22 protein-coding genes and 1 tRNA gene are annotated in these 23,057 nt (G+C 64.2%); 12 read left to right on the top strand and 11 right to left on the bottom strand.

The features are described 5' to 3' along the window. Positions 1-108: 108 nt before the first annotated feature. Entirely contained in the window at positions 109-1,209 is a 1,101-nt protein-coding gene (locus ACMAUO_RS04585) for an NADH:flavin oxidoreductase/NADH oxidase (protein WP_420355793.1), read from the bottom strand. 22 nt (positions 1,210-1,231) lie between these two features. Continuing rightward, on the bottom strand, positions 1,232-2,155 hold the full coding sequence (locus tag ACMAUO_RS04590) for a LysR substrate-binding domain-containing protein (RefSeq protein ID WP_420355794.1): 924 nt from the start codon (positions 2,153-2,155) through the stop codon (positions 1,232-1,234). Between the two features lie 216 nt (positions 2,156-2,371). Here ACMAUO_RS04590 and ACMAUO_RS04595 point away from each other — a divergent pair, with 216 nt between their 5' ends. The 4 genes from ACMAUO_RS04595 to ACMAUO_RS04610 all read left to right on the top strand — a co-directional run bounded on the left by ACMAUO_RS04595 (position 2,372) and on the right by ACMAUO_RS04610 (position 6,896). Beyond that, a complete protein-coding gene (locus ACMAUO_RS04595) occupies positions 2,372-2,821 on the top strand; it encodes a lipocalin-like domain-containing protein (RefSeq protein ID WP_420355795.1) in 450 nt (149 codons plus the stop codon). A gap of 386 nt (positions 2,822-3,207) precedes the next feature. Further along, positions 3,208-4,845: an acetolactate synthase large subunit gene (locus ACMAUO_RS04600; RefSeq protein ID WP_420355796.1), complete on the top strand. Its 1,638-nt coding sequence runs from the start codon at positions 3,208-3,210 to the stop codon at positions 4,843-4,845. A gap of 355 nt (positions 4,846-5,200) precedes the next feature. Continuing rightward, positions 5,201-5,896 (top strand): hypothetical protein, encoded by a 696-nt coding sequence (locus ACMAUO_RS04605; RefSeq protein WP_420355797.1) that lies wholly within the window; start codon positions 5,201-5,203, stop codon positions 5,894-5,896. 178 nt (positions 5,897-6,074) lie between these two features. Then, positions 6,075-6,896 (top strand): DUF429 domain-containing protein, encoded by an 822-nt coding sequence (locus tag ACMAUO_RS04610; protein WP_420355798.1) that lies wholly within the window; start codon positions 6,075-6,077, stop codon positions 6,894-6,896. A 141-nt stretch (positions 6,897-7,037) separates the two neighbouring features. Here the strand turns inward: ACMAUO_RS04610 and ACMAUO_RS04615 are convergent, their stop codons facing one another. The 4 genes from ACMAUO_RS04615 to ACMAUO_RS04630 all read right to left on the bottom strand — a co-directional run bounded on the left by ACMAUO_RS04615 (position 7,038) and on the right by ACMAUO_RS04630 (position 12,717). After that, positions 7,038-7,370, bottom strand: coding sequence for a hypothetical protein (locus ACMAUO_RS04615; RefSeq protein WP_420355799.1), 333 nt, complete (start codon positions 7,368-7,370; stop codon positions 7,038-7,040). 105 nt (positions 7,371-7,475) lie between these two features. Then, positions 7,476-8,441 (bottom strand): VOC family protein, encoded by a 966-nt coding sequence (locus ACMAUO_RS04620; protein WP_420355800.1) that lies wholly within the window; start codon positions 8,439-8,441, stop codon positions 7,476-7,478. Between the two features lie 614 nt (positions 8,442-9,055). Continuing rightward, complete coding sequence (locus tag ACMAUO_RS04625) at positions 9,056-11,467, bottom strand: TonB-dependent receptor (RefSeq protein ID WP_420355801.1); 2,412 nt, start codon at positions 11,465-11,467, stop codon at positions 9,056-9,058. A gap of 740 nt (positions 11,468-12,207) precedes the next feature. Next, a complete protein-coding gene (locus tag ACMAUO_RS04630) occupies positions 12,208-12,717 on the bottom strand; it encodes a hypothetical protein (RefSeq protein WP_420355802.1) in 510 nt (169 codons plus the stop codon). Between the two features lie 246 nt (positions 12,718-12,963). Here ACMAUO_RS04630 and ACMAUO_RS04635 point away from each other — a divergent pair, with 246 nt between their 5' ends. Then, positions 12,964-13,125 carry a hypothetical protein gene (locus ACMAUO_RS04635; protein ID WP_420355803.1) on the top strand — a complete coding sequence of 54 codons (162 nt, stop codon included), beginning with the start codon at positions 12,964-12,966 and terminating at the stop codon, positions 13,123-13,125. A 726-nt stretch (positions 13,126-13,851) separates the two neighbouring features. Beyond that, on the top strand, positions 13,852-14,361 hold the full coding sequence (locus ACMAUO_RS04640; protein WP_420355804.1) for a hypothetical protein: 510 nt from the start codon (positions 13,852-13,854) through the stop codon (positions 14,359-14,361). A 152-nt stretch (positions 14,362-14,513) separates the two neighbouring features. On the opposite strand, the gene ACMAUO_RS04645 is transcribed toward ACMAUO_RS04640, so the two are convergent. The 3 genes from ACMAUO_RS04645 to ACMAUO_RS04655 all read right to left on the bottom strand — a co-directional run bounded on the left by ACMAUO_RS04645 (position 14,514) and on the right by ACMAUO_RS04655 (position 15,811). Then, the gene (locus ACMAUO_RS04645; RefSeq protein WP_420355805.1) at positions 14,514-14,846 is read right to left on the bottom strand and encodes a type II toxin-antitoxin system PemK/MazF family toxin; all 333 of its coding nucleotides are present in this window, start codon (positions 14,844-14,846) and stop codon (positions 14,514-14,516) included. Beyond that, a complete protein-coding gene (locus ACMAUO_RS04650; protein WP_420355806.1) occupies positions 14,843-15,100 on the bottom strand; it encodes an AbrB/MazE/SpoVT family DNA-binding domain-containing protein in 258 nt (85 codons plus the stop codon). Before ACMAUO_RS04650 ends, ACMAUO_RS04645 begins: the two co-directional genes overlap by 4 nt. Positions 15,101-15,721: 621 nt before the next feature. Further along, positions 15,722-15,811, bottom strand: a tRNA-Ser gene (locus tag ACMAUO_RS04655). 280 nt (positions 15,812-16,091) lie between these two features. Between ACMAUO_RS04655 and rplU the strand changes: the two genes are divergently transcribed. From rplU to proB, 4 genes are all read left to right on the top strand, one after another. Then, the gene (gene rplU, locus ACMAUO_RS04660) at positions 16,092-16,406 is read left to right on the top strand and encodes a 50S ribosomal protein L21 (RefSeq protein ID WP_114727576.1); all 315 of its coding nucleotides are present in this window, start codon (positions 16,092-16,094) and stop codon (positions 16,404-16,406) included. Positions 16,407-16,475: 69 nt separating this feature from the next. Next, positions 16,476-16,745 carry a 50S ribosomal protein L27 gene (gene rpmA / locus ACMAUO_RS04665; RefSeq protein ID WP_114727575.1) on the top strand — a complete coding sequence of 90 codons (270 nt, stop codon included), beginning with the start codon at positions 16,476-16,478 and terminating at the stop codon, positions 16,743-16,745. 121 nt (positions 16,746-16,866) lie between these two features. Then, entirely contained in the window at positions 16,867-17,919 is a 1,053-nt protein-coding gene (gene obgE, locus ACMAUO_RS04670) for a GTPase ObgE (protein ID WP_420355807.1), read from the top strand. Continuing rightward, the gene (proB, locus tag ACMAUO_RS04675) at positions 17,898-19,046 is read left to right on the top strand and encodes a glutamate 5-kinase (RefSeq protein WP_420355808.1); all 1,149 of its coding nucleotides are present in this window, start codon (positions 17,898-17,900) and stop codon (positions 19,044-19,046) included. The genes obgE and proB overlap by 22 nt, the downstream gene beginning before the upstream one ends. A gap of 472 nt (positions 19,047-19,518) precedes the next feature. Here the strand turns inward: proB and ACMAUO_RS04680 are convergent, their stop codons facing one another. Together ACMAUO_RS04680 and ACMAUO_RS04685 are read right to left on the bottom strand one after the other, a co-directional pair. Further along, positions 19,519-20,235 carry a hypothetical protein gene (locus ACMAUO_RS04680; RefSeq protein ID WP_420355809.1) on the bottom strand — a complete coding sequence of 239 codons (717 nt, stop codon included), beginning with the start codon at positions 20,233-20,235 and terminating at the stop codon, positions 19,519-19,521. A 338-nt stretch (positions 20,236-20,573) separates the two neighbouring features. Further along, entirely contained in the window at positions 20,574-20,849 is a 276-nt protein-coding gene (locus ACMAUO_RS04685; protein WP_114727655.1) for a DUF2312 domain-containing protein, read from the bottom strand. Positions 20,850-21,107: 258 nt separating this feature from the next. Here ACMAUO_RS04685 and zwf point away from each other — a divergent pair, with 258 nt between their 5' ends. Continuing rightward, entirely contained in the window at positions 21,108-22,589 is a 1,482-nt protein-coding gene (zwf, locus tag ACMAUO_RS04690; protein ID WP_420355810.1) for a glucose-6-phosphate dehydrogenase, read from the top strand. Beyond that, on the top strand, positions 22,586-23,056 hold the full coding sequence (locus ACMAUO_RS04695; protein WP_420355811.1) for a hypothetical protein: 471 nt from the start codon (positions 22,586-22,588) through the stop codon (positions 23,054-23,056). Before zwf ends, ACMAUO_RS04695 begins: the two co-directional genes overlap by 4 nt. Position 23,057: the final 1 nt, after the last annotated feature.

Raw genomic sequence — 23,057 nt, forward strand, 5'->3', positions numbered from 1 at the left:
CGGCAGTTTCCCAACCGTCGATTTCCCAACCCTCGCGCCGTGAAACCTCAAGCGGCATCGCCATCCCCCGATGGCGGTGCCGTTTTTTCATGCCCGCGCGCCCGGTCGTCAGACCGCGAACAGATCCCGATAGCGCGAAGGCTGGCAGCGCAGATACTGGTCCGGCGCCTTCACCCGCGCTCCCAGATGGGCCGCCGCATGCCACGGCCAGCGGGGGTCGTACAGGATCGTCCGCGCCAGCCCCACCATGTCCGCATCGCCGGTGGCGACGATCCCCTCCGCCTGGTCGAAATCGGTAATCAACCCCACCGCCACCACCGGCAGGTCCACCTGCTGCCGAACGGCGCGGGCCAGCGGCACCTGATAGCTGGGCGACACCGGAATCTCCTGCAACGGGCTCAACCCCGCGCTGGAGACATGCACGGCATCGCACCCCCGTTCCTTCAGGCGCTGCGCGAAGGCCACGGTCTGGTCGATCGTCCAGCCGCCCTCCACCCAGTCGGTGCCCGAAACACGGACCGAAACGGGCTTGTCCGGAAAGGCCTGGCGCACGGCATCGAACACTTCCAGCGGAAAGCGCAGCCGGTTTTCCAGCGCGCCGCCATACTCGTCGTCCCGAAGGTTGGACAACGGCGAGAGAAACTGATGCAGCAGATAGCCATGCGCGGCATGGATCTGCACCAGATCCAGCCCCAGCCGCGCCGCCCGCTTCGCGGCTGCCGCGAAAGCCTCGCGCACCTGCCGCATGCCGTCGCGATCCAGGGCCACCGGCGCATGCGTCTCCGGGGTAAACGGCACGGCCGAAGGCGCCACCGTCTGCCACCCGTTCGCGGTATCGGGCGCGATCTGCCGCCCGCCTTTCCACGGCACCTCGCATGACGCCTTGCGCCCGGCATGGGCAAGCTGAATCCCGATCGGCATGTCCGACCACGCCCGCACCCCCTCCAGAACGCGGCGCAGCGCCGCTTCCGTGCCGTCATCCCACAGCCCGACATCGCCATAGGTAATGCGGCCTTCCGGCAGAACGGCGGTGGCCTCGATCGTCAGCAGCCCGGCCCCCGACAGCGCCAGATTGCCCAGATGGATCAGATGCCAGTCCGTCATATGGCCCTCGGCGGCCGAATACTGGCACATCGGCGCGATGACGATCCGGTTGGCCAGCGTCAGCCCGCCAATCCCCACCGGTTGAAACAGCCTCGATCGCGTCATGGGCACCCTCCCTCGTTCATTCTCATGCGCGGTAGGAAAACCCGCCGCACCGCCGCAGATAAGCCCGCAACTCCCGCAGGAACACATCCACATTCGCCCGCACGCCCTGCCGGTGCGGCCGCAGAGCATAGAAATCGATGCTCTCCCCGGAGAGCTCCGGCAGAACATGCACCAGCTTGCCGGATTTCAGATCGTCATGAACATCGCACATCAGCTTGTAGGCGATCCCCTGCCCCGACAACGCCCAGTCATGGATCACCTCGCAACTCGTCGAGGACAGGCGCGGCTGCACCGTCACCACCTCCCGGTCCTCCTCCTCGCCGAACGCCCAACGGTTGACGAGGGTCATGGATTTGCTGCGCCGCAGGCAAAGACAATCATGCGCCGCCAGGTCCTGGAGCGTCGCGGGTGCCGGCGCGCGGGCGAGATAGGTCGGCGAAGCGCAGAGAATGCGCGTCGTCGAGGCCAGATGCGTCACGATGGCGGTCGGCATGTCGGGCATGCCCAGCCGCACGATCAGGTCCAGGCAGTCGCCGAATTCATGCCGCCCCTCGCTGACCAGCGCCAACCCGATCTTCAGCTCGGGATAGCGTTCGTTGAACGCTTCCACGAAGGGCGCGATCAGGCGCCGCCCCAGTTCCAGCGGCGCGCCGATATTCAGGCTGCCCTGCGGCATCCGCTCGGCCGAGGAAATCTCGGCCTCCAGATCGGTGATATCGGTCACGATCCGCAGCGCGCGATCATACAGGATCTGCCCCGTCTCGCTCAGTTTGAAGCGCCGCGTGCTCCGGTTCACCAGGCAACTGCCCAGCCGGCCTTCCAGCCGGGCCAGCCGCCGCGACACCACGGCCGGCGACGTGCCCATCCCGCGCGCCGCCTTGGTCATGCTCTGCGCCTCGGCCAGCATCACGAAGAACCTCAGGTCGCCTACTTCATCGTAGATCATTTTTGGACGGCTCCGATTTTTGTCGAACGAGCATAAATCTTTTGTCCCATTTTGAATAGAAAAAACCGCTCAAATGCCCTACATTCCCCTCGTATAAATGAATAACTATCCACGAAACACCCAATGTAACAGTCAAAACAAGAATAACAAAAATACTGCCCGAAGCCAAAAGGCTTCACTTACTTGGCCTTTGTTTCAAGAGGAGTCATTCTCAAAGTGACGCAGTTAAAGCACGCCCATTCCGACGATCTGGCACAACAATTGATCGGCACCTGGAAGCTCGTTTCCTATCAGGTCGAAGACAAGAAGACCGGCGAGATGATCGAGGCCATGGGCGAATGCCCGCGCGGACGGGTCGTTTTCACCGCCGACGGATGGGTCGCCTTCAACCTGGAAGGCAGCAATCGCCAGCCGGCGGTGACGGACTGGGACCGGGCGCAGCTCATGAAGACGCTGGTCGCCTATATCGGCCGCTATCGGATCGAGCACGATCAGTGGATCACCAGCGTCGAAACCGCCTGGGCCCCCGAATGGGTCGGCACGGAACAACGGCGCACCGTCAGGGTGGAGGGCCCCTACGCCACCGTCGTCACCCCCTGGCGCGAAATGCCCAACTGGGCCGATCGCGGCGCCTCCCGCAGCCTGATCCGCTTCAAACGAGCCTGACCGTAAATGCGCGCTGGCGGCGATCCGGCGCGCGTTTCCTGCGCTCCGATGCTCACGGCCGATAAGGCCGCTCCGCTTCGGTGCTCGGAAACACACGACGGCCGTGCCGCTGCGCGGCACTCTCGCTCACCAGCCCACATTTCCGGCCAGGCTCCCCTGGGGCAATGACGGCAATGCTTAATCCGGAGAGCTGACGGCCGCGAATTGCCGATTGAGCCTTTGCCCGGGATCTGTTCGGATGCCACCCATCCGGACGGATTTCGCCACGGGGAACATCCTCATATCGTGACGGGCCTGATCGTGATGTGAACAGCCCGAACGCTTTCTTCCCTGTTCTTTCCGGACAACGATGCATGACAGGTTATTATCTGTCCGGAGATGATCATATGACAAAAGCATCAGACCTCCTCGTCGCCGCCCTGGAAAACGAGGGCGTCGATCGGATTTTCGGCATTCCCGGCGAAGAGAATCTCGATATCGTGGAGTCGCTCCGCACGTCCTCGATCAAGCTCACGATCACGCGCCACGAGCAGGCGGCCGCCTTCATGGCCGCGACCCATGGCCGCCTCACGGGCAAGCCGGGCGTGTGCCTCGCAACCCTCGGTCCCGGCGCGCTCAACCTCGCCACCGGTGCCGCCTACGCCCATCTGGGCGCGATGCCGATGGTGATGCTGACCGGCCAGAAGCCGATCCTGTCCGAACGCCAGGCCCGCTTCCAGATCGTCGATGTCGTGGCGACGATGCGCCCGCTCACCAAGATGGCGCGGCAGATCGTCTCCGCCCACATGATCCCGACCCTGATCCGCGACGCCTTCCGCGTGGCGGCGGAAGAACGTCCGGGCCCGGTCCATCTCGAACTGCCCGAAGACATCGCGCGCGAGGAATGCGGCAACCTGTCGCTGATCCACCCCCACCCCATCGATGCCCCAATCGCCGGTGACGAAGCACTGCGCATCGCGGCCAACCTCCTGCTGTCCGCCAAACGCCCGCTGGTCATGCTGGGGGCCACAGCCTCCCGCCCGCGCCTCGCCGGCAAATTGTACGAATTCTTCTCGCGCACGCGCCTGCCCTACTTCACCACCCAGATGGGCAAGGGCGCGGTCGGCGGATGCAGCGAACTCTATATGGGCACCGCCGCGCTGACCGAACGCGATTACGTCCACGAGGCCATCGAACGCGCGGACCTGATCCTGTCGATCGGCCACGACACCGCCGAAAAACCCCCCTTCATCATGGGCGCCAACGGGCCGGACGTGGTGCATTTCGGCTACGAGCCCGCCCAGGTCGAGCAGGTCTATTTCCCGCAGGCCGAAGTCATCGGCGATATCGGCGTCTCGCTGTCGCGCCTGGCCGACCAGGTCGAAGGCCGCCTCGCCAATGCCGACGCCCTTCTCGGCCTGCGCGACGGCATCCTGGCGCACATCCTGGAAGGCTCCACCGACGACCGCTGGACGCCGCAGCGGGTCGTCGCCGATATCCGCAAGGTGATGCCGCAGGACGGCATCGTGGCGCTGGATAACGGGATGTACAAGATCTGGTTCGCGCGCAACTATCGCACCAGCGTCGCGAACACCCTCCTGCTGGACAACGCGCTGGCGACCATGGGCGCGGGCCTGCCCTCGGCCATCGCGGCTGCCATCCTCTATCCCGACCGGCGCGTGCTGGCCGTCTCGGGCGATGGCGGCTTCATGATGAACAGCCAGGAAATCGAAACCGCCGTCCGCCTCAAGCTCAACCTCGTGTCCCTGATCATCGATGACGGCGCCTTCGGCATGATCCGCTGGAAGCAGGCGGTCGATCATTTCCCCGATTACGGCATGACGTTCGGCAACCCCGATTTCGTCAAATACGCCGAATCCTACGGCGCCAAGGGCCATTTCGTCGAAAAGATCGAGGATTTCGAAGCAACGCTCGAACGCGCCTTCGTCGAGGGCGGCGTGCAGATCATCGCCATCCCGATCGATTATTCCGACAATATCCGCGTGCTGATCGACGAACTGGGCAAGCGCATCCCCGTCACCTGAACACTCCCCCACCGGGCGCCCGTTTCCATTCCCCGGACGGCGCCCGCTGGCACAGGACCGCACGCCAGACGGCGCTCCGCCCCCTTTTCAGCGGGGAGAGCCCGACAGATTACCATTCAGAAATCTTCTCTATTGACGGCCATTTTCCTTTGACCATCCCAATCGTTCATGACACCACGAAGAAAATTCAGACATGAATCAATCCAATCCACATCCCGCCAATTGATCGACGCCGTCCCCACGCCCTCCAACATCCCCTGAATACGAGAGAGCTCCGTCTTTCGATCGGGCAGAACCACCAGCCTGAAAAGGCGCTCCCAGCAGAGCCCCAAGTCAATTCGGACCAATTCGCCTTATGAATACTGACGAGCCCGCCCCCCGCGATGCCTCGCCCCTCACCTATATGCGCCAGAAGATGAATCAGGCCGATGCCGCCTTCCGGCGCGACCTGCCGGCCGCCACCAACGAAGCCGATCTTCTCCGTCTCGCGCGGCGCACACTCGATTTCTGCGAGGATGTCGCCGATACCCTCCGGCAGATCAGCCCCACCGCGCCACGGTCCTGTGCCAGGGGCTGCGATACGTGCTGCCGCAGCCTGGTGCAGGTCAATCCGCTGTTCGCGCTCCTGGCCGTCCATGAGGCACGGCAGACCTTCCCGCCGGATCGCCTTCAGGCCCTGAAAGACCGCACGGAGACCGGCGTCCCGTTCTGCCCGTTCCTCTTCGAGGGAAACTGTTCGATCTATGCCGCCCGCCCCATGGTATGCAGGGGCTATTACAGCCTGGATGTCGCATTATGCCGGCAGGGCGATTTCTGCGAAAAGCATCTCGGCTACCAGGGCGACCAGGCCCACGCCGCGCATCAGTTCATGATCTTCCTGTTCGCCCTGGAAAAACGCCTGGAGAGCATCGAGGCCGAAATCGGCCTCAAGAGCGATCCCGTCTTTCTCAACAGCGCGGCCCGGACGCTTCTCACCACCCCCGACGGGCCCGAACGCTGGCGCACCGGCACCCAGCCCTTCGACCCGCCCACATTGCCACCCGAGGCATAAAGGGAAAAAGCGTCTCCACCCGGTGCGCCTGAATGCAGGATGCCCTGCCGGCCAGGAACAGCCCCCGCGCATGTCGTTGCGGCGCCCGATAAATCGCACGCCACGACCGATGGTGAGCATTATGTTTACGCCCCGGCCCTACGATCGCGCGCCGCAGGATCGGGTCAGGGAAGCAGGCATGGACATCTATATCGGTTTCGATTCCGCATGGACGGACAACCCGAAGGCACCCGGTGCCATCTGCGCCGTCGGTATCGAAAACGGGCATCCAACATCCTTCCATGCGCCTCGACTGGTCTCCTTCGACCAGGCTCTCGCCTTCATCCAGACCGTCCGTACCGAAAGCGGCATCACACTCGTCGCGCTGGACCAACCGACGATCGTGCCCAATGCTGCCGGCATGCGGCCGGTGGAACGGGTGGCCGCCACCCTCGTCAGTTGGCTCGGCGGTGGCGTACAGCCGGCCAATCGCGGGCGATCGGGCATGTTCTGCAACGCCTCGCCGATCTGGCGTTTCCTGACGGCATTGAATGCGAAGGAGGATCCCGAGGAAGCAAGGCTGGCTGCCAGCGGCCTCTATCTGATGGAAGTCTTCCCGGCTCTCGCGCTGGCGTCGCTAGGCGACGGCTTTTTCGGGCGACTGAACGCCCCCAGATACAATCCGGCGCGCGCAAAAACCTTTCGCGTGGCCGACTGGGTCCGGGTCACGGCCTGCGCGGCACAACAGGCGCGGCTGCTGGGTTGCACGGAACTGGCGGAATGGTGTCGCGCCGCGGGAAAATCGGTTCGCCCCCGGAAATCGGACCAGGACAAGCTGGACGCCGCACTCTGCGTGCTTATCGCACTCCATTGGCGACTACGCCGCCGTGAAGCGTCCCTGCTCATTGGCGACCGATGTTCGGGCTACATGGTTCTGCCGGCAAGCCCGCCAGTGCGCGAATACCTGACGAGATCGGCCCGAAACCTTTCGGTGAGGATAGACGGCACCCTCCCGTGCTGACGCACCGCCCCCGACAAAAATCGAGGCCAGGTTACCCGCTCCCGGCTAACCTGACTGCGGCGCGGTCATGATCGGGGGCCGCCCGCCGCATATCAGCGCGCCATGGCGGCCCGAGAGCGGGCTGCCGGGAGATCACTGATATCATCGATCGTCCGATCGCGCCGCGTCAGTGATGTCCCCCACCACCGCCATGCCCGCCGCCGCCGTGACCACCGCCACCGCCTCCACCATGGCCGCCGCCGGGACCGCCACCGTGTCCGCCGCCGCCACCGCCGCCGAACCCACCGCCACCATGTCCGCCACCGCCGGGGCCGCCGCCGCCACGCCCACCGCCGCCGCGTCCGCCAAAACCGCCACCGCCACGTGGCCCACCCCGCCAGCGGCCACCGACATCGGGGCCGATCCGGTATCCGGGGCCCCAGCCGCCGCCCCAGCCACCACCCCAGCCTGGGCCGTAGTCGTAATAGCCGCCATATCCGCCGCCATACCCGCCATACCCATCATAATCGGCACAGCCGCCAAGGAGCCCAAGGAGGGAAAGCGCGCCGATCACAATGCGGACGCGAAAGAAACCGCGCTTCATTTCGCATTCTCCGTCTGCTCTGCCGACGCCGGATCCGCCCCATGCCATTCCATAAGCCCGAACACCGTTCCGGCGGGGTCCGACACGATGGCGATCATGACGTTCCGGCGGTCCGGATGCGGCTGGACCAGCACCTTTCCGCCCAACCGTTCGACCGCTTCGGCCGAGGCGCCGACGCCGTCCACCTGGACGAAGGCGACCCAGCGCCCCCGCGCGCTGGGCGGCACGCGCGCCGGCAGCGGGTTGACGGTCCCCCGCGCAACGGATTGCGACAGCAGCAGATACGCGGTGTCCTTGGTCGCATCCGGCGCGGCCTGCACCTGATAGCCGAAGACCTGCTGATAGAACCCGGCGGCGGTGAAGGGATCGCGCGTCAGCAGGGCGCTCCATATCCATTCACCCTGCGCGGGCGGCGTGTCGTCGTCCGGCGCGTCGCCCGTCCGGGCACGGAAGGCGGCAAAGGGCGCGCCCTGCGGATCCGCCAGGATCGTCTCCTCCCCCGGCGTCAGGCCGCTCTCGGCGACCGCGGCAGGCGGCAGGATGACCCTGCCACCCCAATATTTCGCCTTCGCCACCGCATCGGCAGGGTCGGCCACCGAGAGAACGGGCAGCCAGGCCGGGCTGCCATGGCGCGGGGGATGCGACCGTTCGATCAGGCTGGCGACCGGCTGATCGTGCACCAGGGCCACGACCGCCCGCCCCCGTGGGTTGGTGGCGTCGCGGAACGTCCACCCGAGCAATGCGCCATAGAAAGCTTTTGCCGCGTCCAGGTTCGGGGTCGCGAGTTCGGCATAGAGCAGTTTCCCCGGCATGCGCGGCCCGGAGGCCGCCACGACCGGCGGAGGTTCGGCGGCAGCCGGCAGGGCAAGGCTTGCCAGGGCGATCCCCAGCGTAATCCCGACCGCCCTGGCTCGGCGCCCGGATGCATTCCAGCGAAACGCGCGCGGGTTCAGTGATGACACGTCTGGAGTTCCTCTCTCTTCCGACCGGCGCCAGGCAGAAGCTCCGCGACAGGGGCACGATTTCCCGCGCCGGCCGACGCAGTAGTCTGCGTGATATGACGATAACACCCAACCCCTTATGCGCGTTTCGCTGTCTTCGTGCGTAAAAGTCTTCGTGCGCAACACATTCCGGGGATGGCACCACCCCACGCGCCCGCGATTTCCGGCAGCCAGACGCCCGGCCGGGTCGATCAGTCACCACTCTATCCGGGCAAGCTAAGGCCCGCCGGCATGGTCGCCGTCCGCTCCGCGAGATCCAAAAAGAAAATGCGCGCAGGCAGCAAGCCAACGCGCATTTCCAGGCAGGCTCGACCGCCCCCACTTTGTCTGTCCAGATCGGTTGGCCGGGCAGACACAGCGCCCGGCCACCACTCAGAGCCTGACCTGAAATGTGGGCTGGCGAGCGAGAGCGGTCCGGAACGGGCCGCGCCCAGCGTGTGTTTCCGAGCATCGGAGCGGAGCGGCCTTGATGGCCGCCCGCCGCGAAGCACAGGAAACGCGCGCTGGATCGCCGCCAGCGCGCATTTCAGGTCAGGCTCTGAGGCCAGAAGGCCTCCCGCTGTCTGACCCGCTCCTTACGGGAACGTCGCCGAGAGCGTCGCCATGACGACGAACGGAGAACCGATCACATAGGTCGGCTGGGAGCCGGTGAGCTTCTTGCCGGTGACGATGCCCGTCTGCGTCGTCGCGTTGGTCGTGTAACCATACATCGACGACAGGTAATGCGCGTCGCCGATATTGACCAGATTGATCTTCAGCTTGGGCGAGATATTCCCGATCTTCGGCAGACGCCGCCCAAAGCCCAGATTGGCGGTGATATAATGGGGAATGCTCTGGTCGTTCATCAGGGTCGCATACTGCGAATCCGTATATTGCAGGTTGAAGTTCCCGAACCAGGTCCCGTCATTATAGGTCAGGCCCAGCGCGCCCGAGAATTTCGGCGCCCCGACTTCCTGCTTGCCCTTGGTCGCCAGATAGTCGCCGGCATAGGCGATATTATTGCCGTTACTGGTGTGCATATACTGGCCGGACGCATAGAGGCTTACATGATGCCAGGGATGCGTGGCCACTTCCGCCTGAATGCCATAGGCTTCCAGCCCGCCGGCATTGATCAGTTGCGAGATCGTGGAAGTCGATCCGGGCTGGTAGCTCAGGGCGGAAATCTGATGGTTGGTGACGTTGTAATGGAAGCCCGCCACACTGGCCATCACGGCGCCGCTATAGCGATAACCGATTTCCTCGGTGATCATATATTCCGGCTTGTAATCCGACATGGGGATGGATGCCGGCTTGCCGGTGGAACGACTGTACGTCGCAAGCTGCGAGCTCAATCCCGCCGGAAGATGATAGCCGGTCGTTCCATTGACATAGATCTGATGATGCGGATTGAACTGATAGCTGATCAGGACCTGCGGTGACGGCACGAAGACATTCTTGATCGACTTGTAATTGCTTCCGACCACCCCGGGCAGGTCCTGGGTGTACTGCCGGTTCGCCATCGCCATCCTGATGCCGCCGTCGATCGTCAGGCGATGGTCGAGAAACGACATCTTGTCGTCAACGGCAAAGCTGTTCAATTGCTGCAAGGCGTTTTCATTATCTTCGTTCAATGGAACCCCGCCATTCGCCGTCAGCGGAACCTTGGAACTCCACTGCCCCGTGCTGCTGACAGGGTAGAACCGCTCGCTCGCCGCTTCCTGCGCGTAGGAATACCAGTACGAGACACTCAGCGTATTGAATTTATGCTGCCAGTGCCCGACCAGGTTCACCCCTGACGACAGGGTGTACCAATCCGAAATCTCGGCCCCCGTCAGCTTGCTGTTTGTCGGATCATATCCCGGAAGATTCTTGTAATTATCGAGATATTTATAGGGAACGGCACCCACATAGCCGTTCTTGACGGGTATCGTTTCGCCATAATAATACGGGCCGTGAAACTCGACCGAATACGCTTCCGCGTCCAGGCTCAGGCCATGGCCGAAGCTGAAATGGTTCTTCAGCGCGCCATAATACGATCCGGTATTCTTGCCGTTCAGATCCTGGTAATGCGTATCTCCAGCCGAATAATGGTCATCCAGGCCGTAGTTCATCCCATAGGTTTTCCAGTTCGCCAGCGAGGGATACAGCCATTCGTTCTGCGCGGCCTGCGTAAAGCCGAAAATGATTTCCGAATTGCTGTTGGCCGCCCAGCTTTTCGTCAGCGCCGCGTCCACATGCCATTTCCTGATATCGCCCGTCCCGCGCCACATGTCGGAACGCGCATAGGACCCGGAAATGAAGCCACGAACACCGGTATGCCCGATCTCGCCGGTATCGTAGCGAATGAAATCCTTATTGGTGCCATAGGACCCCCCGGACGCGGCGACATAAAAATTCTGCTTGTCGGAGGGACGGCGGATCGAGGCGGAAATTTCAGCACCCGTCGCATTGTAGGTGGGCGAATTGATATCCACCGACCCCTGCATGACATTGATATGGCTGATATTCTCGCTATCGACCAGCGACGGGGTATAGGTGCTGTAGGTAAAGGGATTCGCGGCCGGCATGCCTTCCAGCGTCACGCCGATTTCCGCCTGGGCCATGCCCCGGATATGCAGCGTCGAGAACGACGTCGTCAGCGGCCCTTCACTGGCGGAGACGACACCGGGCACCGTCTGGATCAGGGACTCGATCGTCGAGGTCGGCGACTGCATATCGATATAGTCATGGGTGATCGTACTGACGCTCTTCGGCGTCGTATGCTTCACCATCATGCCGCCGCCCGCCGTGGTCCGGTATCCCAGAACATCCAGCTTTTCGGCTTTCGATTTCTCGACAGGGCCCGACGATTTCTTGCCCTTCCCGGCAGCAGCGGATGTACCGTTCCCGTTCTGCGTCCAATGCGCCTTCCGGTCATTGGAATCAGTCTTCTGCTTCTTGCCCGCCGCGTCGGCGGCCGTGCCGTAACAACATATGACGCACGCCGAAAAAAGAAGATATTTCTTCACTTGAGTCCCCTGGCACCATGCTGCCGCCCCCGTCCCGACATCCACGGAACGACCAGCGTCGACCCGTCGATCCGGATCGGTCGCCAGAGAGACACCGCCCATACAGGGAACCCTCAACGAAATAGGTTCTTCTTCATTGAACTGTCATAAACCCTGCCCCCTTCTGCAAGAAATCCGGCCTGCGGCAGAAATGGACGCCCCGATGTTCAACGACCCGACAGCGCGTCACATGCCAATCATGGCCGACGCCGACATCCGCGCATGCGCGTCATATGGCCGATCCATCACTGTCAGGAACACAATGCAGGGAGGGAAGCATCACGACTGGCCACCAATGGACCGTCTCCCTTGAGGGGGCGTGTCACAGGGATATCAATCCCCGGCATCCCCTACTGATACCCAAACGACGCCAGGCCTTCCGCTCAACCTCGAATCGGCTTGGGAGAGTGGGCCAACCATTCGTCGGCATGCCACGGAGGCGGCGTCAAACGCCCCGCTGGCGGCAACCTGACGGCGTTTGCCGGCGCTTCGGGATTCATCGCCCTCGGGGCGGTTCCGCTCCGATACGCGAAAACCGCCGCCGGAGGCATGGCCAGTGCCAAGCACCGCCCGACATCGGAGTTTTTGAAACAGCGTCCTCTGTTCGGAATGCCGGTCACGCCCCCGGACGAGCCATGCTGCCAGCCCGGCAAGCCACGATCACGCCGCGCCGAGGAGCGAGCCCATCCATGGACACAGCGTCAAAGTTTTTTTCTCATGTGCTCACGTAACTCATTGCACTTCTTGGCGTAATGCGAGGCTTTCGAGGCGGTGAACAAATTGACACCCAATGCACCAGCCAAAGAAATAAAAGAAAGGCTTGTCAGCATTTCGCCAGACAGGGAAAGTATGTCGTTGTAATGAATAGCTGAATACCATAAGAGGCCAAGGCTCAATATCGCCCCGAAGAAGCCGAAGACCCCTGTCGAGCGCATGAGAGAATCCTCAACACTCTCGAATGCGGCTGTTTCGCGCCACAAATCGAATAACTGCCGGTCCACTGCTCCAACAGCTTCGGCATGATCGCTCTTTTCCGCCGTCGTACGCTTATGGGGATTTTTCCGGTGGATCTCCAGTTCGTCTCTCGCCTTGGCGAAGACACGCCGCCGCTCCTTGATCGCGGGCAGGCTGATATCCACAAAGCTCAATATAGCGACGTTGAGACCCGCAGATAATTGCGTGATGGCCTGAAAATCTCCCCATGTCGTCATCCGGGTTACGCCCTCTTACCCATTTTCCATATGCGACGGAATTCATAACGAAAAATGGTTCCCGAAGGTAGTAAGGGGAACGCACATCTGCCCTTAACGACCGGTCGCGGTTCATGGCCGCATTCCGATGCTGCCCAGCGTCCGGACATCGACCATATTGGCTCCGCCCGGATTTAAGGCTTAACTCGCTCCCGGCCCCGGATCGCACGATCCGATGACCAATTTCAAATCTGAAGGACGAACTCAATGGCGTTGCATCCAAAAGAGAAAGCCGAACAGATGGTGAAGGAACTCGGGAACCAGGCACTCGCGGAAGCCGAGAAGCGCTACGGCGTGGCGCTGGAAATGCTGGACCTCAAGGAACAGGGCTTCTGGCTCGACGTGATCGAACGCATCAAGGCGCAATAACCCCCCTGAATACCGCCCCGGCCGCCGAGGTCGGGGCGATTGTCGCCTGAACATCGACCATCGAAGGATGGTACCGTACCGTCCCCCACCGTGCCCCGGCCCCTTCCCCGGACTGCCGCGCCGGCCTTCTCGGCGGGGCCGGTCGGGCGGTTTCCTCATGGATTTGGCGGCGTCGCGCCGGCGATGCACCAGGGGTAGGGTAGCACCCGGCAGGCCCCAGATCGCGCAGCGCATGTCCGGCCCAGCAATCCTGCCTTGGCCGTTCTGTTTGCAAAGTCACCCTGCCGGCGATCCAACGCGCATTTGCGGCACTTCGGTGCTCACGGCCATCAAGGCCGCTCCGCTCTCCGATGCTCAAAAATACACGCCGGACGTGCCGCTGTGCGGCACACTCGCTCAGCAGGCCGACTTTTCAAACACCCTCTTATCGTTCGCTCAGATCAGGCCGCGCGCTCGCGTAAGCCATCGTCAAACTACCCGAAAATTTCGTCCCATTTCCAATATGGCGCCTCAGCTTTTCTCTCTTCCGGTATTACCGGGCCACGACGGATGGCGGCAGACCCCGACGGTCAGGCGGATGGCCACCCGCCCCGACGCGCATGGCCCGACAGGCCCCAAGGTAATGGCTCCTTATAAGGGCAGATGCGCGTTCCTCTTACTACCTGTCCCGGGCATCGTTGATTAACTCTGTCCAGTACCGATACAGGGAAAGAGGACTCAACCCAGATGACGACTTGGGGAGATTTTCAGGCCATCGCGCAATTATCTGCGGGTCTTAACGTCGCCATATTCAGCTTTGTGGATATCAGCCTGCCCGCGATCAAGGAGCGGCGGCGTGTCTTCGCCAAGGCGAGGGAAGAATTGGAGATCCACCGGAAGAACCCCCACAAGCGCACGCCGGAAGAAGAGAGCAAGCATGCCGCGGCCGTTGGAGCAATAGACCGGCAGTTATTCGATCTGTGGCGCGAAACAGGTGCGTTTGAGAGCACTGAAGATTCCCTTCTGCGCTCGACAGGTGTCTTCGGCTTCTTTGGGGCAGTATTGAGCCTTGCTCTTTTATGGTATTCAGCCACCCATTATGACGAAACGCTTTCCATGTCCGGCGAGATTCTGACGAGCCTCTCTTTTATTTCTTTGGCCGGCGCCTTATGCGTCAATCTGTTCACCGCCTCAAAAGCCTCGCGTTACGCCAAAAGATGCAATGAATTGCGCGAGCGCATGCGGCGAGAGCTTTGACGTCGAAGGCTTCTGTTCGCCAGACAGGACATAGCTCACGCCTGTACAAGCCGTTCCCGCAGCAGGGATCGCTGGCGGACGAGCCCAGCCTTCATGCCGAGAGCCTGACCCCGACTGACTCCCCCAAAACCCCTTTTCCCCAAGGACGCCCCTCACTCGAAGATCGTCACCACCTTCGCCAGAACCTCGTCCATAACTTCATCAGGCAAGGACTCAACCAGCCGGCCATTCCTGGCATTCAGGTCCAGAACGCGGGGCTGATCGCACCGGATGATGCCGGTCGTTTCCGTCCCGCTTCCTGTCAGTGACACGGCAAAGCCCAGCCGGCGGGCAAAGTCGCCACCATTCGTGATGGGCAGGATGACTGGCAGGCGCGTGACCCGATTGAACTCGTCGGGCGACACGATCAGAACGGGCCGGTATCCTTGCTGTTCTCTGCCTTCGGTCGGGTCCAGATCGACCTTATAGATGTCGCCACGCTTCACAGAAGCTCACCCCCGACCGCCGGGGCATCGACCCATTCACGATCTTCCGGCGCGTGAGGCTGGGAATAGTCCGACGCGGCCAGAAGTTCGGCCATCGTGTATTTCGGCCTGGCTTTCGGTTCGACGACCAAGCGCCCCTCGATCACGGTGATCGAGACCTTGGCGCCTACGGACAGATGCAAGGTCTCCAGGACGGCGGGAGGAACAGCCATCATGACCGACCCGCCGACCTTGCGGAGATTGGTGGTGTGCATTGATCGCTCCTAATTGGCCTGCCGAATGTTATATTTAAATATAACTTCTTTTACGGGGCGTTTCAACGGCATTCAGGCAGCCAGAGTGGGCAGTTTTCGTTATGCACGGTGAGGGAAACAGCCGAGATTCAGTCACGCCTGTGACATCCGCAAGGCTTCCAGTCGCGGAGGTCTTCTCTGGCCGACGACGATCTGGACGACGCCAACTTGCCCTCTTCGAGATGAAGGTCGGCGTGCCCCGCGCTTCGTCGGGGTCACTTCCTTCTCGTATTTATCCAGCACATCGACCAGAGGCGTTTCGCGTTCGCGTGTCGGATCGACATACACCCCTCCGTCAATCTCGGTGATGGTCTTTGCCCAGAAGCGCTCGGCATCCTCGAAGCTGTCGAACGTCTCGACGATGGACAGGGCCTTGCGAGCGATCTTGACCTGATATTGCGCCGCGCCGCGCTAATAGATACCCGGCGCAACGCGCCGCCACACAGCTTCGGCCATGCCGCCACAATCCCTTGTGCAAACAACCCCAAAAGGTCATTTGCACGGATTTACACAGAAATTAGGGCGGATTTTTGGGGGGGGGGCGTTTTGCACAGCCTGAAAATGGCTGTTTTCTGCGGTCTCTGGCGGAGAGGGTGGGATTCGAACCCACGGTACGCTTGCACGCACAACGGTTTTCGAGACCGCCCCGATCGACCGCTCCGGCACCTCTCCGTCTTCGCTAGCGGCGATGGATCGGGCTTATAGGGTGGTGCCGCGGGGCGTGCAAGAGACCTTGATGCGTTTTTCCGACATAATATTGGCCCCTCCCGCGCCCGCCCCATCAATCGGCGGTTGACGGCGCGCGGCAGCCGGCAGTAAAAGCCGCACCTCGCCCCCGCGCTGACGAGGGGTAGCCGTGCCCGCACGGCCAATAAAAAAAAGCGACTGGGTCGCGTCGCCTGTCCCGCTCCGGGGCCGCACGCGCCAAGAGATCGGAAAGACAGGTTAGAGCATGTTCGCAGTCATTCGTACCGGTGGAAAGCAGTATCGCGTTTCCCCCAACACCGTCCTGAAGGTCGAGAAGCTGGAAGCCGAAGCCGGCTCCACCATCACCTTCACCGACGTCCTCGCCGTCGGCGGCGAGAGCGGCACGACGATCGGCGCCCCGCTGGTTCCCGGCGCCACCGTGACCGCCACGGTCATCGCGCAGGACCGTCTGGACACGGTCATCATCTTCAAGAAGCGCCGCCGGCAGAACAGCCGCCGCAAGAACGGCCATCGCCAGCCCGTCACCGTGCTGCGCATCGCCGAGATCAACGCCGCCTGAATCCGCCAGGCGGCGTAAACACGCCGCCGGCAGGCTTATCAGGTCAGTTCAGAGTCAGGAGTTCAGGCAATGGCACAAAAAAAGGCAGGCGGTTCATCCCGCAACGGGCGCGATAGCGCCGGACGTCGTCTCGGCGTCAAGAAGTTCGGCGGCGAAAGCGTGATCGCCGGCAACATCATCCTCCGTCAGCGCGGCACCAAGATGAAGCCGGGCACCAATGTCGGCCTCGGCCGCGACCACACGATCTTCGCGCTGGTCGATGGCCACGTGAAGTTCGAGCGCCGCGCCGAAGGCCGCGTGCACGTGTCGGTCGAAGCGCTGCCGATCGCGGCCGAGTAAGCACCCCGCTTCTCGGGACCGTTTTCGACCCCGCAAAGGGCCGGTCCTCGGGACCGGCCCTTTTTGCGTCATGGTGGGATATACTCCCGCCGCGACCACACGCTGCCACCGGACCATTACGATGAAATTCCTCGACCAAGCCAAGATCTACGTAAAGTCCGGTGACGGCGGCGACGGCGTCGTGGCCTTCCGGCGCGAGAAATACATCGAATTCGGCGGTCCGGACGGCGGCAAGGGCGGGCGCGGCGGCGACATCGTGTTCGTCGCGGCCAGCAACCTGAACACGCTGATCGATTTCCGCTACACCCAGCATTTCCGCGCCCGCAAGGGCGGCAACGGCGCCGGCTCCGACCGCACGGGCGCTGCCGCGCCGACGGTGGTGATCCAGGTGCCGATCGGCACCCAGATCTTCGACGAGGACCGCGAGACGATGCTCGCCGACCTCGACGAACCCGGCAAGCGCATCGTGCTGTGCCATGGCGGCGATGGCGGCCACGGCAACGCGCATTACAAGACCAGCACCAACCGCGCCCCCCGCCGCGCCGACAAGGGCTGGCCGGGCGAGGAACGCTGGATCTGGCTGCGCCTGAAGCTGATCGCCGATGTCGGGCTGGTCGGCCTGCCGAACGCCGGCAAATCCACTTTCCTCTCCGTCGTCTCGGCCGCACGGCCCAAGATCGCGGACTACCCCTTCACCACCCTGCATCCGCAGCTCGGCGTCGTGCGCCTGTCGGTGTCCGAGGAATTCGTCATTGCCGACATCCCCGGCCTGATCGCCGGCGCGCATGAAGGCGCGGGCCTGGGCGACCGCTTCCTGGGCCATGTCGAGCGCTGCGCGGTCCTGCTGCACCTGATCGACGGCGCGGCCGGCGACGTGGTCAAGGCCTGGCGCACCATCCGCCACGAGCTGGAAGCCTACGATCCCGGCCTGGCCGCCAAGCCCGAGATCATCGCCCTCAACAAGATCGACGCCATGACCCCGCAGCAGATTTCCAGCCGCCGCCGCGCGCTGGAAAAGGCCAGCGGGGCGAAGGTCGTCACCCTCTCCGGCGTCACCCGCCAGGGGCTGGACGACGTGCTGCGGCTGCTGCAGGACGAAGTCACCGCGATTCGCGAGGCCGAACGCCACGAGGCCCCGCCGGCCACCCCCCAATGGCCCGAGCCCACGCCGTGACGGGCGAGGACCTGCCCAGCCTGGGCACGGCCCGCCGGCTGGTCGTCAAGATCGGCAGCGCGCTGGTGGTGGATTCGCAAAACGCCGCCCCACGCACCGACTGGCTGGACAGCGTGGCAGCCGATGTCGCCGCCCTGCGGCGCGCGGGCACCGAAATCATCCTCGTCTCCTCCGGCGCTATCGCGCTGGCCCGGCACAGCCTGGGCCTGACCCGCCGCACCCTGCGGCTGGAGGAAAAGCAGGCCGCCGCCTCGGTCGGGCAGATCCGCCTCGCCCAGGCATGGACCGACGCCCTGTCGGCGCACGGGCTGGTCGCGGCGCAGTTGCTGCTGACCCCCGGCGACACCGAAGACCGACGCCGCTACCTGAACGCCCGCGCCACGCTCGACACCCTGCTGGGGCTGGGCTGTGTGCCCGTGATCAACGAAAACGACGCCATCGCCACCACCGAGATCCGCTTCGGCGACAATGACCGCCTGGCGGCCCGGGTCGCGGAAATGACGGGCGCCGACCAGCTCGTGCTGCTGTCGGACATCGACGGCCTCTACACCGCCGACCCCAGGATCGACCCCGCCGCCCGCCACCTGCCCGTCATCACCGCGCTCACGGCCGATATCGAGGCCATGGGCGGCGCCCCGCCGCCGGGCTATTCCTCCGGCGGCATGCGCACCAAGCTGATGGCGGCCCGCATCGCCACCCAGGCCGGCTGCGCCATGGCGATCACGCTGGGCAAGGACCCGCACCCGCTGGCACGCCTGCGCGACGGCGCGCGCTGCTCGTGGTTCCTGCCGCTACCCGAGGGGCGGTCGGCCCGCAAGCGCTGGATCGCCGGCGGCCTGGCCCCGGCCGGCCAGATGGCGATCGACGACGGCGCGCGGCGGGCCCTGGCGGCAGGGTCATCCCTGCTTCCGGCCGGCGTGCGCACGGTCGAGGGCACCTTCGAACGGGGCGACCTCGTACTGGTCACCGACATGGACGGCAACGAGATCGCGCGCGGCCTGTCGGCCTACGGCGCCACCGACGCCCGCCAGATCGCCGGCCACCGCTCGGACGACATCGAAGCCCTGCTGGGCTGGCGCGGCCGTGACGAGATCATCCACCGCGACGACCTCGTCCTCACCGCCTGAGCGGAGATGCGCGCTGGTGGCGATCCGGCGCGCGTTCCCTGCGCTCCAATGCTCACGGCCATCAAGACCGCTCCGCTTCGGTGCTCGGAAACACACGACGGCCGGGCCGCTGCGCGACCCTCTCGCTCACCAGCCCACATCTCCGCTCAGGCTCGCAATGCAACGGCTGCCCACGATCCGGCCCGCGTTCCCTGCGCTCCAATGCTCACGGCCATCAAGGCCGCTCCGCTTCGGTGCTCGGAAACACACGACGGCCGGGCCGCTGTGTGACACTCTCGCTCACCAGCCCACATCTCCACTCAGGCTCGCAGTGCAAGGGCCGCCTACGATCCGGCCCGCCTATACTGCACGGCGAACGGCCTCAAGGCCGCTCCGCTCCGGTGCTCGGAAACACACGACGGCCGGGCCGCTGCGTGACACTCTCGCTCACCAGCCCGCATCTCCGCTCAGGCTCGCAATGCTGTAACCCGGCTCAGGTACGCGGCGGCCAGCGCAGGGAGGGTTCGGATCGCGGCCGATTGTCCCAGTCATCGTCACGCGACGCACGCACTTCGCGCCCTGCCGGCATGCGATAGACCGGCCGCACGGGTGCCTCGTCGGCCGGTTCGGACACGACGGGCGCAACCGGCGGCGGCATGACGGGCGGTCGCGCCGCTTCAGGCGGCACGAAACCCGGATCGCGCGGCGCGGCGGCCGGCCGCTCATGCCAGGGCATGGGCCGCGCGGCATCATGCGAAACCGGCGCGCCCGAACGCGGGGCATAGGCCGGCGGCTCGACCGGCGGCGCGGCGCGCACGCTGGCCGGAGCGGCGGGCGGCGGGTCGAAGCGGGTCGGGCGGGGGGGCGAAACCGGGCGCTCGGGCCGGGCCGCATAGGCGTCGCTGGCCGCCACCGGCCCCGGCGCGCGCACCGGCGGCGGCGGAGGCGCCACGGGCTCGACCACGGGTGCCGCGGTCGGCGCGGGGCGTGGCGCCACCGGTGAAACCGGTGCCCGCTCCTCGGGGCGAACGGCCAGCACCCGCAATTCGGCCTGCAGATCCTCGATCTGCAATGCCAGGGCATCCAGCCGCCCCTTCACGCCGAACACCGCGAACGGCACCAGCATCCAGAGGAAAATGAACAGCATCCCCAGAATCAGCAGCGCGAGCTGCAACCACCAGGGCATCCAGTCGGAAAACGGAAACGGCATCTGCGCACGACCACGGAAAGTACGAACCCCACCGCCCATGTGACCAGATCAGCCACCACCCGCGCAAGGATCGCGTGAACGCCTAGAGACTGCTTCAAAAACCCCGCTGGCGGCGGCCTGACGGCGCTTTTGAAGCAGTCTCTCAATACCCGAGACAAATATCCCTCGAAACGTAAAATCTGCCTTGAAAGCTGGCCTGCTGAGCGAGAGCGCCGCGCAGCGGCGCGCCCGTCGTGTATTTTCGAGCATCGGAGCGGAGCGGCCTGAATGGCCGTGAGCACCGAAGCGCAGAAAATGCGCGTCGGATCGCCAGCAGGGCGGCTTTCAAGGCAGATTTTTTACATGCCGAGGGCGCGGCGATAGATGTCGAGCAGCGTCTCCTGCTCTTCCACCTCGGCCGGCTCCTGCTTGCGCAGGCGAATGATCTGGCGAATGACCTTCACATCGAACCCGGCGGATTTCGCCTCGGTGAAGATGTCCTTGATGTCGCCGGCCAAGGCCTTGCGCTCTTCTTCCAGGCGCTCGACGCGCTCGATAATGCTGCGCAGCCGGTCCGCCGCAATCCCGCCGACCGCCGCAGCCTTGTCGTCATCACCGAAATTTTCCGCGTCCATGGAACGGCCTGCCTCCAGCATTGGGATGGAATTTCGCCCCTCCGGTCCGTCCCGGACCGTGGATCGGGCCGCAACCAGTCAGCGAACGGGGGGCTTATCGTGACGCTGGCGGCCGGTCAATGGCAACTTGACAGGTCGCGGGGGCTCGGCCCAAACCCGTGCAGGCAGCTCATCCCCCCCATGACGACGGTGCCGGTCTCAAGCACAGGCCATGTGCGCCCCGTAACGCTCCGACCCGATGCAAGGAGGCCGTATCCGATGCCCCAGCTCCCTCCCGTTGATGTTTTCGACTACATCGTCTTCGGCGCGACCGGCGACCTGACGATGCGCAAGCTGCTGCCGGCGCTGTATTATCGCTACCGCGACGGGCAGATCCCCGATCAGTCCCGCATCATCGGCACCGCGCGCTCGCCCCTGTCGCGCGCCGACTACCAGGGCCGCGCCGAAAAGGCCCTCACCGAATTCGTCAAGCCGGCCGATCTCGACGAGGCAACCGCGCGCCGCTTTCTCGACCTGATCCATTATGTCAGCCTGAACGGCGCCGAAGCCGACAGCACCTGGCCGGCGTTGAAGACCCTGCTCTCCGAGGCGCCGCAGGACCGCATCCGCGTCTACTACCTGGCCACCGCGCCAGGCCTGTACGGCCAGATCTGCGAGAATCTCAGCAGCCACGGGCTGGTCACGGACCAGTCGCGCGTGGTGCTGGAAAAGCCGATCGGCACCGATCTTGAAAGCGCGGACGCGATCAACGACCATGTCGGCCGCCATTTCCCCGAAAACCATATTTTCCGCATCGACCACTATCTGGGCAAGGAAACGGTCCAGAACCTGATCGCCCTGCGCTTCGCCAACCCGGTGTTCGAGCGCCTGTGGTCCAGCGACGCGATCGACTACGTCCAGATCACCGCCGCCGAGACGGTGGGCGTCGAAAGCCGGGGCCCGTACTACGACAAGTCCGGCGCCCTGCGCGACATGATCCAGAACCATCTGCTCCAGGTGCTGTGCCTGGTGGCGATGGACCCGCCCGGCTCGCTGGAAGCCGACAGCCTGCGCAACGAGAAGCTGAAGGTGCTGCGCGCCCTGCGCCCGATCGCCCCCGACGACGTGGCGGCCTTCACGGTACGCGGCCAGTACGCGCGCGGCCGCACCAATGACGGCCACACCCTGCCCAGCTATCTGGAAGATCTGGGCGAGGACGCGACCAGCGACACCGAGACCTACGTCGCCATCCGGGCCGAGATCCATTCCTGGCGCTGGGGCAACGTGCCGTTCTACCTGCGCTCGGGCAAGCGCCTGGCCGAAAAATGCAGCGAGATCGTCATCCAGTTCAAGGCGGCGCCCTGGTCGATCTTCCCCGGCAAGCCGCGCGCGAACCGGCTGCTGATCCGCATCCAGCCCGATGAAGGCGTCACCCTGTCGGTCTCGACCAAGGACCCGACACCGACCGACAGCCTCACCCTGCGCCAGGCCGACATCAACATCGCCTTCGAGAAGGCTTTCGGCACCCGCTACCCCGACGCCTACGAGCGCCTGCTGCTCGACGTGGTGCGCGGCGACCCGATCCTGTTCATCCGCCGCGACGAGGTCGAGGCCGCATGGCGTTGGATCGATCCGATCCTGCGCGGCTGGGCCGAGAACAAGGTGCCCCTGCAAACCTATCCGGCCGGAAGCTGGGGCCCCGAGGCCGCGCGCGCCCTGCTGGCCCAGGACGGCCACGCCTGGCACGAGGACATGGCATGAAGACACCGGCCGCCACGACGACGACCACCCCGCCGGGAGGCACGCCTCCGCGCCGCCCCCGACGGACCATCCGCCAGCGCATCATCCGCCGGGTGGTCATGGTGGTGCCGCTGGTGCTGCTGGCCACGGTCGCCGCCCGCATGGGCTGGCTGGACCAGGCGGCGGACCAGATCACCTTCCGCCACGCGAACTGGTTCGACGACACCGCCCTGGTCGAGCATTTCCGCACGGTGGTGACGCATAACGGCATGACCACCGACACCCCCGGCCGCTGCCTGCTGTTCATCGTCAACGGCAACGACCCGCCCGATGCCGCGCGTTTCGACGTGATGGAGAAACATTCCGGCTCCTGTCCCGGCGACAGCAAGACGCTGCCCAAGCTGTTCACGCTCAAGGTCGACCGCATCAACCAGACGGTACAGACCGACTGGGGGTCGCCCGGCACATACCACCCGATGCCGAAGTGAT

This window comes from Gluconacetobacter brunescens, assembly GCF_048695475.1.
Lineage (GTDB): Bacteria > Pseudomonadota > Alphaproteobacteria > Acetobacterales > Acetobacteraceae > Gluconacetobacter.